A 15,324-nucleotide genomic window follows, 5' to 3' on the forward strand; every position below is an offset into this window, starting at 1 on the left:
ACGTGTAACCAAATCCGTGGGCCGGCCGAACTAACGAGATAGAGGCATGACGAACCTCGAAATCGAACTCAAGGCTCTCATGCTTGCGAGCCTGGACGGTAACTCTGCATCGCATCGCGTGCTGCTCGATCAGTTGAGCCGTCGGCTGCGTGCCTACTACAAGGCTAAGTTGGGCGCCGTCGGCAGGGGGGTAGCGGAGGCCGAAGATTTGGTCCAGGAAGCCATATTCGCGATCCACCTCAAGCGGCATACCTATGATCCGAAGGAACCGCTCACGCCTTGGATCCACGCCATCGCGCGCTACAAGCTGATCGATTTTCTGCGTCGGAATCACGCGTCGCGCGCGGAGGTGCCGATCGACGAGGCCGATGAAGTTATGGCACATGATGACAGTGCCGATGCCGAAAGTACGCATGACGCCCGGCGGCTGGTGGAGCGACTTCCCAAAGGCATGCAGTGCGCGATCGAGGCGGTGAAACTTGATGGATTGAGCGTAGCCGAAGCCGCGAGGAGATGCGGTCTCTCCGAGTCTGGTGTAAAAGTGAACATTCACCGCGGGATCAAAGCGCTCGCCGCGTTGGTTGCCCGGGACACGCGAACATGAAGACAGATGATCTGGTTGCGCTTCTGAGCACGAACGTTGAGCCGGTCGATCGCAATGCGGTCGTTCGCACGCTTTCTGTGGCAATTGCCGGCGCAACGGTCGCGGCCTTAGGCATTGCTTTTGCCGGCCTGGGCTTCAGGCCCGACTCGACGACTACCCGCGCCCTGATTTATCTCGCGATCAAGCTGGCTTTCGCGATCGGGGTAGTCGGTCTCGCGATGATCTACTTGATGCGGCTGGCGCGCCCGGGCGGCGAACGAATGATTTCACCCCTCTTCGTCGCCGCGCCGTTTCTCGCCGTTGTGGTTCTCGCCGCAATCAGCCTTTGGTCCGCGCCCCCCGCGCATTGGGGACGGATGATCGTGGGCGACGATTGGCTCGAATGCCTCCTCTCGATTCCGATCATTGCGATCGTGCCCTTTGCCGTCTCGATTTGGGCGGTGCGCAAAGCGGCGCCAACGAATCTGGTGCGTGCGGGCGCTTTCGCCGGTCTCGTCGCCGGAGGCGTGAGCGCGATGTCTTATGCGCTCCATTGCACCGACGATTCCCTGCCGTTCATTGCGCTCTGGTACGGCGGAACGATTGTGCTGTGCACCCTCGCGGGCGCAGCATTGGGACCGCGGCTGTTGCGTTGGTGAGTAGCGCAATGGATGGATTTCACGTCGGCGTGAGTATGTAACTTGCTGATATTCCGCTCCGAACTCATCTTTAGAAGCGCACGCACGCGCTTCCAACGTCATGGAGCCGGAACATGTCAACAAAGCACCTTCTCACGATTTCCATTTTCCTGCCGCTGCTTGCGATCTCTGCGACGGCGCAGGCGGGATCAACTATCACCGACAAGAGCTATTGGCCAAATGAGGCCAGGCAGAGCACTCCGATCAGGGCTGGCTCGCAAGCGGATCCGTATGCTGCGTTCGCCTATGATCGCGCAGGATCACTGGCGCCCACAATTTCTTCCTCCCGTTCAGGAGTTCGCTACCAGGGTGGCCCGAAGGGCCATTGATGTAGGAGGCGCATCTCAGGCGGTTGCTATCTCAATCGAGACATTGCTGACGTCCTTCGCAGAAGCGGCTTTAATATCGAAGAGATGCGCACCGGTTGCATGTATGAACTGAAGCCTATGACCTTCATGTATGAGGGCCAGGCGAGCCCTCGTTGATGGCGTGCTTGGGCATAGGCGAATCGATGGTCGCGTGAACTGAAAAAGGGAGCCGAATATGGGACATGGCGCATATGCGATCACACGTCGATTGCTTATAGGCTTCATGGCAGCGGTGGTCGTGCGGAGATCTGCCGTCACCGCAAGTGCGGACGAATTCACTATAACGGTGCACAAGGATCCGAACTGCGGTTGCTGCTCGGCTTGGGTGCAGCACCTCCGGGACGCCGGGTTTGTTGTACGGGTGGACCAGACCACCGATCTGGAATCGGTCAGGACCCGCCTCGGCGTCCCGGCGGACCTGACAGCATGTCACACCGCCGAGGTCGTCGGCTACGTCGTCGAAGGGCACGTGCCCGCGGCGGCCATACGCCGGCTGCTGGCCGAACGTCCGAATGCGAAAGGCGTCGCGGTCCCCGGCATGCCGACCGGATCACCCGGAATGGAAGGCGGCCGGCCAGCGCCCTATTCGGTGATGCTGTTCGGAGCCGACGGACAGAGGCCGTTCATGCGGTTCGTCGGAGACAGAGCGATCGGCTGACGTCGTGGCAGGCGTGCCAATGCCCACGGACCGAAGGTGCCGCGCCCGTCCGCGACGGCTCGGCGCCGGCGCGACTGGGCGAACGCATCGTTACTTCTTGTCGCCCATGTGGTGCGGCGACGAAGTGGCAGGGCCGCCAGTGTAGTGATGGCCTCCAGACGCGCCGACCGTCTCTTTGGAGGAGACGACCTTGTCCGTTTCCTTCTTGCCCATATGATGGGGGACCTCGGTCTTCGGGCCGCCGTTATAGTGGTGACCGTTCTTTTCCGTATCCGTGCTCTGCGCCATCGCGGGCACAGCAAGCGCGGCGGCGGCAACGATGGCAATCAGTGTTCTGGTGATCATGTCCGTTCTCCTGATGAATGGTGATACATCCAAACAGAGAACCGGAGACGGACATTGATGCATCTCAATTTGGGCGGCAATTCGGGGAACCGAACCCAAGGAATATGCGGGTAACTCGGCTGAAACCATTTGGCCTGGGTCGGGTTTAGGTTCGGAGAACCTCCGGCTCGACTGGATGAGCTTGGAATGTTGGTACGGTTGACCAAAGCAGGGCGAATCAAGGCGGGGCGGTTGCTCGCGCTCGTCTATATGTTCTGTGTGTTGACGCCTTCGCTGGCCTTTGCCTTCTCCGATGGGCCGCTTGCAGCTCCTTGCCTCACGGAGAACGAGCAAGGATTTGGCATCTTCCAAGTGCACGAAGAGAGGGCTGTGCACTCGCATCTCGACGGTCACGCCCACCATCATGCCGACGTCGCCGTATCCTCCCTGTCGGACGCGAGGGAACACTTCGTTACCGGCTCCGCACCAAACGGGACCGGCCCGGCGGAACATCATCAAAAATCTGGCGGGACCTGCTGCGGCATGGTTTGCGTGACCGCTCTGCCGGCGTTCATAATCGATCTGTCGGTACCATCGGCTCCAGCCTCGCGATGCGCGGCTGAGACATATCGGCGTCTGGCGGACGATCCGCTTCCCACTCCCTACCGTCCTCCCAATTCCTGAACCGTCGTGAAGACGTGGCGCAGCGCTCGTCAAGGGCTCTTCGTCGTTTGGCCGATCCTCAGTTCAGGAAAAGACATGCTAGCGCAGCTTGGGGCGGATCTCGCCGCCGTTCGTTCGGTCGCGAAAGGACTTGATCATCGGCGTCGTCGGGCGCTGACGGACATCGGTATGGCCGCTGCCGTACTCGGAGGATGCGTTCCGGCGACGCGTTGGTCGGCGCGGACCCCGGATGCGTCCGCCTGCGCGACGTTCTCGCCGGACGTGGGCATGAGCGCGGTGGCGGACATCGCCAGCAGCATCATCAATTTCGATCCGCGATGCCGGCGATGCACTCGTCGCCGACGAGACGGTCAAACGACTTCTCCGCCGGACTTTGGACGTCGAAATCGCCATACGGGTCAAGCTGCTCAGCAACTGCGGCCTTCAGGCGGCCTACAACGAATTGCTCTGGCGGGACCTGGTCCACAAGAGCCTGCCTAATCCTACGTCCAATCGCGGCGGATCGATGAAAGGGATGAAGATGTGACCCGCCCTTTAGGATGGCAAACCGCAACCAAAGCAAAGGAGTATCTGATGAAGACCCCGATGAAGAGCCTGACTACCGTCGCGTTCGTCCTGAGCCTGTACTCTGCACCCGTCTACGCCGAGAGCGCGAGCGCAACAGGACAACTGACGAAGATCGACACCGAAGCCGGAAAGGTCACGATCAAGCACGGGCCGATCAAGGCGCTCGACATGCCCGATCCCATGACGATGATCTATCGCGTGAAGGATCCGGCAGCGCTGAAAGCGCTGAAGACTGGCGACAACGTCAAGTTCGACATCGATCAGGACACGTCCGGCTACGTCGTCACCCGTATCGAAAAGAAATAACGACCCGGCGGAGGCCGTTTCCTCCGCCTCCAACGCCGAGAGAAGTCAAGAATGAAGATTATCTGGGGCGCTCTGGCGACTATCTGTCTGATCCTGCTCAGCGGCGCGCTCGTCGCATGGAGCGGTGCCTACGACGTCGCGGCCCTTGCGCCGAACCTCCCCGGCGAGCGAAGCATATTGCACCGAATCATGCGGCAATCGGTGCAAACGCGCGCCGCCGCAGATCGAATCCAGGTGCCGCAAGACCTCGCGACGCTCGCGCCGAAGGGAGCGCGCGACTTTGAGGAGATGTGCTCGACCTGCCATGGCGCTCCGGGCAAGGAGCCGAGTGAGATCGGGGTTGGCCTCAATCCGCGGCCACCGCGTCTCGAAGATACTGGGCCGGGCTGGTCGACTTCGGAGATGTTCTGGATCGTCAAGAACGGCATTCGGATGACGGGCATGCCGGCGTTCGGGCCGACCCACGATGACGAGCGAATCTGGTCAATCGTGGCCTTTGCCCGAACGCTGCCGGGCATGACCGCCGACAACTACGTGCAGGTGACGGGCGGCGGCCAGACTTCAAGTCACGATCACTCCGCTCACCAGCATCCGCGCGAGGATCACGGTCGCGGGCACGAACACGATCACGGCCACCAGGAGAACCAGTAACCGAGCATATCGGACGCCTGCGCTTTCCCGAAATACCGAGGTCGCTGTCGGCAGCGGCGACGACTACGCTCGCCAGCATGCGGGAGTTACTCGCATGCGGGCGAGTTCGAAGCACAAGGAACAACACCCGTTGCGAACGGTTGCGATTGGACGCAACTCGAATCGAGGAGATCTCATGAACAGGACATTTACCAACAGCGTCGCTGCCATCGCCGTGCTCCTATCCTTCGCCGCAGCGGCATCGGCGGAAGACGCGATGGGCGGCTACAAACAGGCCATGGACAAAATGAACTCCGACATGCAAAGCGGCATGAAGGATTCGGACGCTACCAAAGCCTGGGCGAAGATGATGGTCGCCCATCACCAGGGCGCAATCGACATGAACGAGGTCGTGCTGAAAGAGACCAAGGACCCGATGATCCGCAAGATGGCGGAAAAAGGCATCAAGGAGCAGAAGGAGGAGCAGAAGATGCTCAACGAGTGGATCGCCAAGCACGACAAGTGACTCCGACCCTCCCTGCCATCGCGAGGACCACGATGATCGCCTTTCCCTACGATTATTATCTGATCGGCTGGTTCGTCCTCGCGGCGGCAGCGACCGCCTACGTCGCCTACGACCAGTTCGCCGGAAATCCCGAACCAACGGTGATGAAGTGTGGCTTCATTCTTGTCACCTTATACATGGGCCCCTTCGGTCTCCTGCTCTACGTGCTGGCGGACAAGGAGCCTCGCCCAGGCGAACATGAGAAGTTCACGTCGCCTCTTTGGAAGCAGGGGGTCGGCAGCACGATCCACTGCGTCGCGGGGGATGCGACCGGCATCATCCTTGCCGCCGTAGTCACGGCTTCGCTCGGCCTTCCGATGTGGATCGACCTCATCGTCGAGTACGTGGCCGGCTTCTCGTTCGGTCTGTTTATCTTCCAGTCGCTTTTCATGAAGCGGATAATGGGCGGCACGTACTGGCAGAACGTGAAGATGAGCTTCATGCCGGAGTTCATCAGCATGAACGCCATGATGGCCGGCATGGCCCCCACGATGAGCCTACTGATGATGGGCCGCGACATGCGGGCGATGGATCCGTTCGAACTCGTCTTCTGGGGCGTGATGTCCTTTGGCGTGATGGTCGGATTCGCGACGGCTTACCCGTTCAACGTCTGGATGGTGAAGAAGGGCATCAAGCATGGCCTCATGACCGAGCCCCCGAAACCCCAAAAGCACGGGAGCGGCCATCAGGATGGCGGTCGTGGCGCGCAGCACGGTGCAGAGGGCCCCGACGACCATGGAGCGAGCGGCCATGGATCGCATGGCGGTCACGGCATGAAGCCGGAGGCGACGACGCCGCAGCTCGCCGCACTCGCCGGAGTGACCGGCTTTTTGTTGATTTCGGGAATGGTGCTACCGGGCTTCTCGGTCAATCTGCGGCTGAGCGCCCGAGACGTACAGGGCGCGATCATGCCGCCAGGCATGATCAAGACCTTCGATCTGCCGGCGGAAGCGATGAAGGATATGGCTGCGGTCCCGCCGCGGCAGGTATCCTACGACGCACCGGCCGACGCGCGCGGAGATCGGGCGCTCGAGCCGAGGATCGAGAACGGCCTCAAGGTCTTCGACATCGAGGCCTCGGTGATCCGATGGCACATCTTGCCCGACGTCGCCGTGGAGGCCTATGCCTACAACAGGCAGATACCAGGACCGCGCCTTGAGCTAACGGAGGGGGACCACGTTCGGATCAACTTCCACAACTCGCTGCCGGAGAGCACGACGGTACACTGGCACGGGCTGATCGTTCCGAACGAGATGGATGGGCCGGCCGAGATCACGCAGAAGCCGATTCCGTCGGGCGGTTCCTATACCTACGAATACACCGTGGGCCAGCATGGGACGTACTTCTATCATAGCCACGACCATCCTGACCGGCAGCAGGCACTCGGTCTGTACGGGGCTTTACTGATCGCCCCTAAGGATCCTTCGACGGAAGTCCGGGCAGATGTCGACTACACCATCCAGCTTCAGGAGTGGCTCAAACGCGAGTGGCTGACCTATCCTGCGATGCTGATGGAAGGCGAAATTCCGAATTACTTCACCATCAATGGAAAGGCATATCCCTCGACCGATACGATACCGATGAAGGTCGGACAGACCGTCAAACTGCGCTTCATAGGAACGAACAACAATTTTGTTCACCCCATGCACGTTCACGGCGGTCCGTTCGAAGTCGTCGCTGTCGACGGCGTGACCCTGCAGGACAGCGCGCGATACCAGGCCGACACCGTCAACGTCGGTCCCGGCCAGCGCTACGACGTGATCTGGACGGCGCGTAAGCCGGGCAAGTGGTTGGTGCATTGTCACATCCCGCACCATACCGCCAACAACAACGTCGAGCAGAAGGGGGGAGGTGGGTTGATGCTGGTTCTGGATGTTCAGTCCTGAATCGCGGCCGACGACTGCGACAGCTGCCTGCGTGACGGAATTGGGAGCTTGCGTCATTGGCGGCGACCGAGGATTCAGGGCGCGCCGTTGATCTAGCTCAACAATTATGGCAACGGCGCCGCTAAGCTCCGGTCAACGCGATAGGAGCAACCCATGTCGGTGCAGGACCATCCCGCGCATCTAGAACGCCCTCAACAGGGCATGTCCACTAAATCCAAGGCCGGCTTGGTTCTGATCGGATTCCTGATCATCGCCGGCGCGCTGCTGTTCACCGAACATAGGGCGCACGTGCTTGGGCTTCTGATCTGGCTGCCGCTGCTCGCTTGCCCGCTGATGCACCTGTTCATGCACCACGGCGGCCACGGCCATCATCACGCCGAAAACCAGCCGACGGACGGAAGGAGCAAGTGATGCACGATACGGCGCCAGCCTACGGCCTTTGGGGTCTGGTCATCGTGAATTCGGTGGTCTTCATCCTGTTTGCCTACAGCTTCTTCAAGCCGCAGACCTCGCGCGACTGGCGCTCGTTCAGCGCCTTCAGCGCCTTCCTGGTGGCGCTGTTCGTGGAGATGTACGGCTTCCCGCTCACCATCTACTTCCTTTCGGGCTGGCTGCAGTCGCACTACCCGAACGTCGACTGGTTCTCGCACGATGCCGGCCACCTGCTCGAGATGATGTTCGGCTGGAAGACCAATCCGCACGCCGGGCCGTTCCACATTCTGAGCTTCATCTTCATCGGCGCGGGCTTCGTGCTGATCTCCGCCGCGTGGAGAGTGCTGTACGATGCGCAGCAGACCTGCGGCCTCGCGACCACGGGCCCCTACAGCTACGTCCGGCACCCGCAGTACGTCGGCTTCATCCTCGTCATGTTCGGCTTCCTGCTGCAGTGGCCGACGATCCTCACGCTGGCGATGTTTCCGGTGCTGACCGTCATGTACGTGAAGCTGGCGCGCGGCGAGGAGCGGGATGCGAGAGCGCAGTTCGGCGCCGCATACGACCGGTACGCCACCGAGGTGCCTGCGTTCATTCCGAAGCCCGGTCGTGTTCTGGGACGGGCACCTTCGAGCGACTACCGCCACGGCTGATGGGGGCGGTCCGATGCGCAAGGCGGGAGCTCGGTGGACGCTTTCCTCCCTCCTGCTCGCCGGATCGGGAGTCCTACTGATCGGGGTCGGCCTCTACTTCCTGTTCGTCCGGCCCTCGCTGCTGCCCGAGGACGTCAGGTTCGTGAAGCTGACCCCGGCCGAGCTGCAACTGGTCGGAGACAGGCTGGGATCGTGGCTCGTTCACGTGTTTCGCGTGATGGGTGGCTACATCGTCGCCACCGGCGTTCTCGCGATCACCTTGGCGGCCACGTCCTTCCGCGACCACCATCCGCTCGCTGCGGCCGGAGCCACGGTCGCCGGCGCAGCGTCGATAGGCTGGATGACGGCCGTCAACTTCATGATCGATTCCGACTTCAAGTGGGTGCTGCTGGGAATGGCGCTGGCATGGGCGTTCAGCCTGGCAGCCTTCGCGTGGGAGGCGGCCCGTTCATGACGCAGCCCGTCTTCACGGCGAAAGGACTGACCAAGACCTACGTCTCCGGGGAGGTGAAGGTGAATGCCCTGAACGACGTCGATCTCGAGATCGCCGAGAAGGAGGTCGTGGTGCTGCTGGGTCCGTCCGGCAGCGGCAAGACGACCTTGCTGAACATCATGGGCGGTCTCGACCGCCCGACCAGCGGCAGGTTGTTCTTCCGCGACCTCGACCTGACCGATTTGGAAGACCGCGAGCTCACGAAGTACCGCCGCGACCACGTCGGCTTCGTCTTCCAATTCTACAATCTGGTGCCGAGCCTCACCGCCTATGAAAACGTGGCGCTGGTGACGGAGGTTTCCAACCGACCGATGCGTCCCGCGGACGCCTTGGCTCTGGTGGGCCTGGAGGAGCGCATGCACCACTTCCCGGCCCAACTATCCGGCGGCGAGCAGCAGCGCGTGGCGATTGCCCGCGCGATCGCGAAACGCCCGGCGGTGCTGCTCTGCGACGAGCCGACCGGGGCGCTGGACTCGAAAACCGGCATTCGCGTCATCGAGGCGCTGCTCGGGGTGAACCGGCAGCTCGGCACCACGACCGTCATCATCACGCACAACGCCAGCATCCAAGAGGTCGCCGACCGGGTGCTGTTCTTCGCCGACGGCCGGATCTCCAGGATCCAGAAGAACGAGACCCGGCGGGAAGCGGCCGAACTCACGTGGTGACGGCATGACGGCGCTCGACATCAAGCTGTTCCGGGACGTCAGGCGGCTCTGGGCGCAGGTGCTCGCCGTCGCGCTGGTCGTCGGAGGGGGCGTGGCAACGCTGGTGCTCGCGGTCGGCTCCCATCGATCGTTGGAGGAGACCCGGATCGCGTACTACGAACGCTACGGCTTCGGCGACGTATTCGCGCAGGCGAAGCGCGCCCCCAAGGCGCTCGCCGGCAGGATCGGCGAGATACCCGGCGTCGCCGCCGTCGACACCCGGATCGCCAAGCTCGCGTTGCTGGACATTCCCGGGTTCTCGGAGCCCGCCAGCGCGCAGTTCGTTTCGCTGCCCGACAGCGGCGAGCCGCATCTCAACCGGCTCTACATCCGCTCCGGGCGCCTTCCGGAGCCGGGACGGACCGAAGAAGTCGTGGTCAACGAACCCTTCGCCCGGGCCCACGGCTTCTCGGAAGGGGCGCGGTTCTCGGCCATTCTGAACGGCAAGAAGCGCGAACTCGTCATCGTCGGTACGGCGCTGTCCCCCGAGTTCGTCTACACCGTCGGGCCGGGCGACCTGATGCCCGATGACCGCCGCTACGCCATCGTCTGGATGTCGGAGAAGGCGCTCGCCGGCGTCTACGATCTCGACGGTGCTTTCTCGGCGGTGTCGGTCAAGCTGCAACCCGGCGCATCCGAGCGCGAGGTGATCGCGCGGCTCGACGCTTTGCTCGACCCGTACGGCGGGCAGGCGGCCCACGGCCGGAAGGATCAGACCTCGCATGCCTGGCTCGATCATGAGCTCGACATGCTCAACAACATGAGCCGCACGCTGCCGCCGATCTTCCTGCTGGTGGCCGCCTTCCTCGTCAATCTCACTCTGACCCGGCTGGTCGCGCTCGAGCGCGAGCAGATCGGCCTCCTGAAGGCGCTGGGCTACTCCGATGGCAGCATCGTGCTGCACTACTTCAAATTCGTCGCCCTGATCGTCGTGATCGGAATCACGCTGGGCGGCATCGTCGGCACCTGGCTCGGATTGCGCGTCACCGCGCTATTCGGCGACTTCTTCCACTTCCCCTTCCTGGTGTTCGCGAAGGCGCCGGACCTGTACGTCACCGCAGGCGCGCTCAGCGCAGCCGCCGCCGCGATCGGCGCGCTGCGGGCGCTGCGCGAAGTGGTGAAGCTGCCGCCGGCCGTCGCCATGCAACCGCCGGCCCCGCCGGTCTATCGGCGGCTGCTGCCGGCGAGCATCCAGCTCGACCAGTTCGTATCGCAGCCGACGCTCATGATGATCCGCAACATCGCGCGGCATCCCGTCCGGGCCGCGTTCACGACGCTCGGGATGGCGCTCGCCACCGCGATCCTGGTCGTCTCGCTGTTCACGCGGGACACCATGGAGCAACTGATCGACGTGACCTATTTCCTCGCCGACCGGCAGGACGCGACCATCGGCTTTTCCGAGAAGCGGATCGAGAACGTGGTGGAGCAGGTGAGCCGGCTTCCGGGCGTTCTCGCCGCAGAGCCGTTCCGCGAAGTGCCCGTCCGGATCCGCCATGGCAACGTCGAACGGCGGATCACGATCAGCGGCCGGCCCGCCGATGCCGACCTAAGGCGCATCATCGACGCCGACCTCCGGCCCGTCGTGCTTCCGGAGACGGGCCTCGCGATCTCCAGCATGCTAGGTCACATCCTCGGGGTCGGGGCCGGCGACACCGTCGAGCTCGATCTGCTGGAGGGAGCCCGTCGCACCGTGACGATGCCGATCGTGGCCACCGTCGAGGACTATTTCGGCATCCGGGGAATGATGGACATCGAGGCGCTTCGGAAGCTGATGCGCGAGGCGCCCGTGGTGAACAGCTTGAACCTCAGCCTCGACGAGAATCGGAAGGAGGACTTCTACGCGGCGGTGAAGTCCATGCCGACGGTCGGCGGCGTGGCGCTGCAGCGCGTGTCCCTGGCCAACTTCCGCAAGACCGTCGCGCTCCTCATCACCACGATGGCGAGCATCTACACTGCGCTCGCCGCCGTGATCGCGTTCGGCGTGGTCTACAACAACGCCCGGATTTCGCTGTCCGAGCGCGCCCGCGAGCTGGCGAGCCTGCGGGTGCTCGGCTTCACGCGCGGCGAAGTGCTACGCATCCTCCTGCTCGAGCTCGCCATCCTGACGCTGATCGCCCAGCCGCCAGGGTGGCTGATGGGCTACGGGCTCGCATGGGTCATGAAGACGAACCTGGCCGGCGAACTAATGCGCGTCCGGCTGGTGGTGGAGCATTCGACCTACGTCATCGCCACGTCCGTGGTGGTGCTGGCTGCGGTCGCCTCCGCGGCGGTGATCCGCGAACGCATCGACAAACTGGACCTCGTCGCGGTCCTCAAGACGCGAGACTAGCCATGCCGGCAAAGTGGACCAAACGGATCATCGGTGCAGCGGCCCTGGCCGCGATCGCGGGGGGACTGGCCTGGTTCGCCTGGCCACGGCCGGTCCTGGCGGATCTCGCGACCATCGCGAAAGGCCCGATCGAAGTCACGGCCGACGATGACGGCAAGACGCGCGTCCGCCACGTCTACACGGTTTCGGCGCCGATCGCCGGCAAGGTGCTGAGGATCTCTCATCCGCTCGGCGAGCAGGGTCCTTCTCTTCACGTGGGCGACGAGGTTGCCGCCAACCAGACCGTCGCCCTGATGCAGCCGACGCTCCCGGGCTTCATCGACGTGCGCTCCCGCGACCAGCTTGAGGCCGAAGTATTGGCTGCGGACGCCGCCATCCAGCAGCAGCAGGCCGAGGTGCAGCGGATCGAGGCCGCGCTGGACTTCTCGCGGACCGAATTCCAGCGGGCGCAGACGCTCTTGCGTACGCAGTCCACCTCGGCTCAGGCGTTCGACAAGGCGAAATTCGACGTGGCCAACAACGAAGCCGCCCTGGCGAGCGCGAAGGCCCAGGTCGACATGCGTCGCGCGGTGCGTACCAGCCTGGCGGCTCGCTTGATGGACCCGGCCAACGCCGCGCCGTCGGCGGAGCCGGCCTGCTGCGTCCGGGTGCTCGCGCCGGCGAGCGGACGTGTCCTGAAGATCATCCAGGACAGCGAGGCGACGGTTCTGCCCGGGACGCCGCTGGTCGACATCGGCAACCCTCTCGATCTGGAGATCGTCGCCGACCTGCTCTCGACCGATGCGGTCCAGATCAAGGTGGGAGCGCCCGTCCGGATCGACGGCTGGGGCGGACAGCCCATCAGGGGGAAGGTGGTGCGCGTTGACCCCGCCGGCTTCCTGAAGGTCTCGGCGCTGGGGATCGAGGAGCAGCGGGTCCGCGTGACGATCGATTTCGCGGATCCCCCCGACACCTGGAGCTCGCTTGGACACGACTACCGGGTCGTCGTCCATGTAACTACGTGGAGCGCTCCGGAGGCCCGGACCGTGCCAGTGAGCGCTTTGTTCCGGAAGGGCAACCAGTGGGCCGTTTTTGCTGACGAGAACGGGCGTGCTCAAATGGTGACGGTCAGCATCGGCCATCGAAATAACGGGATGGCCGAGGTTCTCTCGGGGCTTGCTGCAGGGGATAGAGTCGTACTGCATCCTAGCGACCGGATCGGCGATGGAACGAGAGTAGCCCAACGCGACTGAAGTCAGCTTATGTTTTTGCTGGGGTCTGTCGCGCCAAGCGGGCGCGCATACAAAACAGGCGAGGCGAGATCCAACTGGAGCCCAACATAAGCCATTGATCCATATCAACTTTATTGATTCGCATAACTTACATTATGGAATATATTCCAAGGTGTACCTCATTGATTGCGATGCGATAGCTCACCTTGACGGTGTTTCGCATTGCGACACCGTTATGGCCGGACTCAAAATGTTCGTCGGGTTTGGAACTTTGAAAACGGTAGAGGAAGTTTACGATGAGCTTAGGCGGTCAGATGCAGACGACTTTGAATTTCTATTCGATCAGTGGGGCACTCGGAATCCTGATCCAGCAGACCCTTGGCTTCTCGCAGCAGCGAAGGTCTTAGGATGGACGGTGGTCACAGATGAGCGCAAAGAGAACACGAGAAAAATCCCATATGTCTGCCGCCAGCAAAGCATCTGCGTCAGGTGTGTCAACGGCCGGTATTCTTCGCCGAAGCCGGTACGATCCGGAGCAGTCCAAACGCTTCTTAGAGGCCGCTAAGGCCCATGGGGCTGATGAGACGCCCAAGGGCGCGGAGAAGGCGTTCAAGGCCGTCGTGAAGCCGCGCAAGAGCGCCAAGCAGCGGGTGGAAGACGCTAAGCGGGTTGTCCAAGAGGACATTGACGTTCAGCGCGCAATTCTAAAGAAGCTTCGCAAGCCAAGCTGAAACTATCTTCGTTGATCTGCGTCAAACTGTCGGGGCAAGGAGTTAGTAGGGTCATCGTAGCCGCGTCGGAGTACGACATGATAAAATGGGGTGTAAAATGGTTGATTGTTGCCAGTCTTAGCGCTGGTTTCGCTGCTGCGGCTCAGGCCGAAGATTTTGACATCGGTAAATCAGAATTTCAGTCTTCGTGTGCGAGTTGTCATGGTGCGGATGCAAAGGGCAAAGGACCGGTCAGCAACCAGCTTAAGATATCGCCTCCCGATTTGACGTTGTTGGCCAAGAGCAACAACGGGGTCTTTCCGACGGAGGCTGTTTATGAATCCATATATGGATTGAAAACAACTCCCACTCACGGCACTCGTGAAATGCCAATTTGGGGTGAACGATTCAACCCCATTATCAAATTGCCTCACTATGTTGATCCATCTTATTGGAAGATGGCTGGGCCGGAGCAAAACCCGGAAGTCGTAGTGCGAACACGCATCTTCGCTGTTATCGATTACCTCAGTCGTGTTCAGCAGAAGTAGCAACCGGCGAGCATCAGATTACTCGCCCGTCCTGCTAGACTCCCTCTAAAGCATAGGGCAAAAAGAGTTCGGAACATTTCTGACCGCCACCTTGAGTCCTAGGGTCGAAACTCGGGATGCGTTAGTTGGCTTAAATTGCTGAATCGATCAGGGCCAACGATTCAGAATTTTCATGCCAGCGATCAAACGATTGCTGGCGCGCTCAACGACGACCGATCGGCGCGCCAATGCACCTTGCGATCCGGCTCGCACAAACGTTGAAGAGGCTGCGCTCGCAGCGTTGCCAGTAAGGCGCCGGGACCCCGCGCCGACGGACGTCGACCCGCTGCTCGCGCCTGCGGTCCACGACCCGTTGACGCCCACGCTGTAGCCCCTCTGCATTGATCTAGATCAATGGGCTCGGAGGCCAGGGACAGTGCTCTTGGTGAATGCGTCCGTTGCGTAAGGTGCCGGAGGACCTAGCGGGCGAATTTCAGGACGGACGGGGTACGATCTCATGATTAACTCTCAAACGCCGCCCTCTCACGCTCGCCTCCCCTGGTTCATTGCCGAGCCTGGAGAGACGGACGTACTGCTGATCGCGATGGGAGTGTTTCTGATCCTGTTCGTGTTCATGTTTGGCATCGTGATGCTGCGGCTGCATCACTTGCCGGAGCATATCGCCCAGAAAGAACGGAAGGTTCAGTATCAGCTCGTTGCGGTGTTAGGCCTCCTTGCGATGTTTACTCATGAGAATCTCTTCTGGATCGCCGGTTTGCTTTTGGCGATGATCGACCTTCCTGACTTCGCCGGATTATTTTCCAGAATAGCTGGCTCCGTCGAGCGCATCGCGTGGACGAAAGCGCAGAGACGACCGGCAAGCGCCACGAGCATTTGCTCCGATCGCCAGAAGCCCGGCAACCGCGCGATGTCGTCGGACGAGGCAAAGAAATCCGAGAAATAGATCGCGCCGAGCGAGGCCGCCCAGCGCGAATC

Annotated in this window: 19 protein-coding genes; 18 read left to right on the forward strand and 1 reads right to left on the reverse strand. The window is 61.9% G+C overall.

Features of this window, described 5'->3' with window-relative positions:
• Window positions 1-46 precede the first annotated feature (46 nt).
• The 4 genes from BBTA_RS37140 (at window position 47) to BBTA_RS37150 (ending at window position 2,307) form a co-directional block, all read left to right on the forward strand.
• On the forward strand, window positions 47-604 hold the full coding sequence (locus BBTA_RS37140) for a sigma-70 family RNA polymerase sigma factor (protein ID WP_011930939.1): 558 nt from the start codon (window positions 47-49) through the stop codon (window positions 602-604).
• A complete protein-coding gene (locus BBTA_RS37145) occupies window positions 601-1,242 on the forward strand; it encodes an NrsF family protein (protein WP_041751804.1) in 642 nt (213 codons plus the stop codon). The genes BBTA_RS37140 and BBTA_RS37145 overlap by 4 nt, the downstream gene beginning before the upstream one ends.
• 113 nt (window positions 1,243-1,355) lie before the next feature.
• A complete protein-coding gene (locus BBTA_RS39485) occupies window positions 1,356-1,610 on the forward strand; it encodes a hypothetical protein (RefSeq protein WP_011930941.1) in 255 nt (84 codons plus the stop codon).
• A gap of 214 nt (window positions 1,611-1,824) precedes the next feature.
• A complete protein-coding gene (locus tag BBTA_RS37150; RefSeq protein WP_011930942.1) occupies window positions 1,825-2,307 on the forward strand; it encodes a DUF411 domain-containing protein in 483 nt (160 codons plus the stop codon).
• 90 nt (window positions 2,308-2,397) lie between these two features.
• Here the strand turns inward: BBTA_RS37150 and BBTA_RS40515 are convergent, their stop codons facing one another.
• On the reverse strand, window positions 2,398-2,652 hold the full coding sequence (locus BBTA_RS40515) for a hypothetical protein (protein WP_041751805.1): 255 nt from the start codon (window positions 2,650-2,652) through the stop codon (window positions 2,398-2,400).
• Between the two features lie 1,236 nt (window positions 2,653-3,888).
• On the opposite strand from BBTA_RS40515, the gene BBTA_RS37160 reads away from it, so the two are divergent.
• The 14 genes from BBTA_RS37160 (at window position 3,889) to BBTA_RS41050 (ending at window position 15,292) form a co-directional block, all read left to right on the forward strand.
• A complete protein-coding gene (locus BBTA_RS37160) occupies window positions 3,889-4,188 on the forward strand; it encodes a copper-binding protein (protein WP_041751806.1) in 300 nt (99 codons plus the stop codon).
• A 51-nt stretch (window positions 4,189-4,239) separates the two neighbouring features.
• Entirely contained in the window at window positions 4,240-4,839 is a 600-nt protein-coding gene (locus BBTA_RS37165; RefSeq protein WP_011930946.1) for a cytochrome c, read from the forward strand.
• Window positions 4,814-5,344: a DUF305 domain-containing protein gene (locus BBTA_RS37170; RefSeq protein WP_256374725.1), complete on the forward strand. Its 531-nt coding sequence runs from the start codon at window positions 4,814-4,816 to the stop codon at window positions 5,342-5,344. Before BBTA_RS37165 ends, BBTA_RS37170 begins: the two co-directional genes overlap by 26 nt.
• A 32-nt stretch (window positions 5,345-5,376) precedes the next feature.
• Entirely contained in the window at window positions 5,377-7,269 is a 1,893-nt protein-coding gene (locus BBTA_RS37175; protein WP_011930948.1) for a DUF4396 domain-containing protein, read from the forward strand.
• 153 nt (window positions 7,270-7,422) lie between these two features.
• Window positions 7,423-7,680 (forward strand): DUF2933 domain-containing protein, encoded by a 258-nt coding sequence (locus BBTA_RS37180; RefSeq protein WP_011930949.1) that lies wholly within the window; start codon window positions 7,423-7,425, stop codon window positions 7,678-7,680.
• Window positions 7,680-8,354 carry an isoprenylcysteine carboxylmethyltransferase family protein gene (locus BBTA_RS37185; RefSeq protein WP_041751854.1) on the forward strand — a complete coding sequence of 225 codons (675 nt, stop codon included), beginning with the start codon at window positions 7,680-7,682 and terminating at the stop codon, window positions 8,352-8,354. The genes BBTA_RS37180 and BBTA_RS37185 overlap by 1 nt, the downstream gene beginning before the upstream one ends.
• A gap of 13 nt (window positions 8,355-8,367) precedes the next feature.
• The gene (locus BBTA_RS37190; protein WP_011930951.1) at window positions 8,368-8,808 is read left to right on the forward strand and encodes a hypothetical protein; all 441 of its coding nucleotides are present in this window, start codon (window positions 8,368-8,370) and stop codon (window positions 8,806-8,808) included.
• Window positions 8,805-9,512 carry an ABC transporter ATP-binding protein gene (locus tag BBTA_RS37195; protein ID WP_011930952.1) on the forward strand — a complete coding sequence of 236 codons (708 nt, stop codon included), beginning with the start codon at window positions 8,805-8,807 and terminating at the stop codon, window positions 9,510-9,512. The genes BBTA_RS37190 and BBTA_RS37195 overlap by 4 nt, the downstream gene beginning before the upstream one ends.
• A gap of 4 nt (window positions 9,513-9,516) precedes the next feature.
• Window positions 9,517-11,880, forward strand: coding sequence for an ABC transporter permease (locus BBTA_RS37200; RefSeq protein WP_011930953.1), 2,364 nt, complete (start codon window positions 9,517-9,519; stop codon window positions 11,878-11,880).
• Window positions 11,881-11,882: 2 nt separating this feature from the next.
• Window positions 11,883-13,112, forward strand: coding sequence for an efflux RND transporter periplasmic adaptor subunit (locus tag BBTA_RS37205; RefSeq protein ID WP_011930954.1), 1,230 nt, complete (start codon window positions 11,883-11,885; stop codon window positions 13,110-13,112).
• 229 nt (window positions 13,113-13,341) lie between these two features.
• The gene (locus BBTA_RS41920; protein ID WP_371260229.1) at window positions 13,342-13,656 is read left to right on the forward strand and encodes a DUF4411 family protein; all 315 of its coding nucleotides are present in this window, start codon (window positions 13,342-13,344) and stop codon (window positions 13,654-13,656) included.
• Window positions 13,550-13,822, forward strand: a complete 273-nt coding sequence (locus BBTA_RS41525; protein WP_041751808.1) for a hypothetical protein — start codon at window positions 13,550-13,552, stop codon at window positions 13,820-13,822. Before BBTA_RS41920 ends, BBTA_RS41525 begins: the two co-directional genes overlap by 107 nt.
• Window positions 13,823-13,899: 77 nt before the next feature.
• Window positions 13,900-14,349, forward strand: coding sequence for a cytochrome c (locus BBTA_RS39505; protein ID WP_011930956.1), 450 nt, complete (start codon window positions 13,900-13,902; stop codon window positions 14,347-14,349).
• A gap of 496 nt (window positions 14,350-14,845) precedes the next feature.
• Complete coding sequence (locus BBTA_RS41050) at window positions 14,846-15,292, forward strand: hypothetical protein (RefSeq protein ID WP_083780817.1); 447 nt, start codon at window positions 14,846-14,848, stop codon at window positions 15,290-15,292.
• Window positions 15,293-15,324 lie beyond the last annotated feature (32 nt).

Origin of the sequence: Bradyrhizobium sp. BTAi1 (genome assembly GCF_000015165.1) — a bacterium.
Lineage (GTDB): Bacteria > Pseudomonadota > Alphaproteobacteria > Rhizobiales > Xanthobacteraceae > Bradyrhizobium > Bradyrhizobium denitrificans.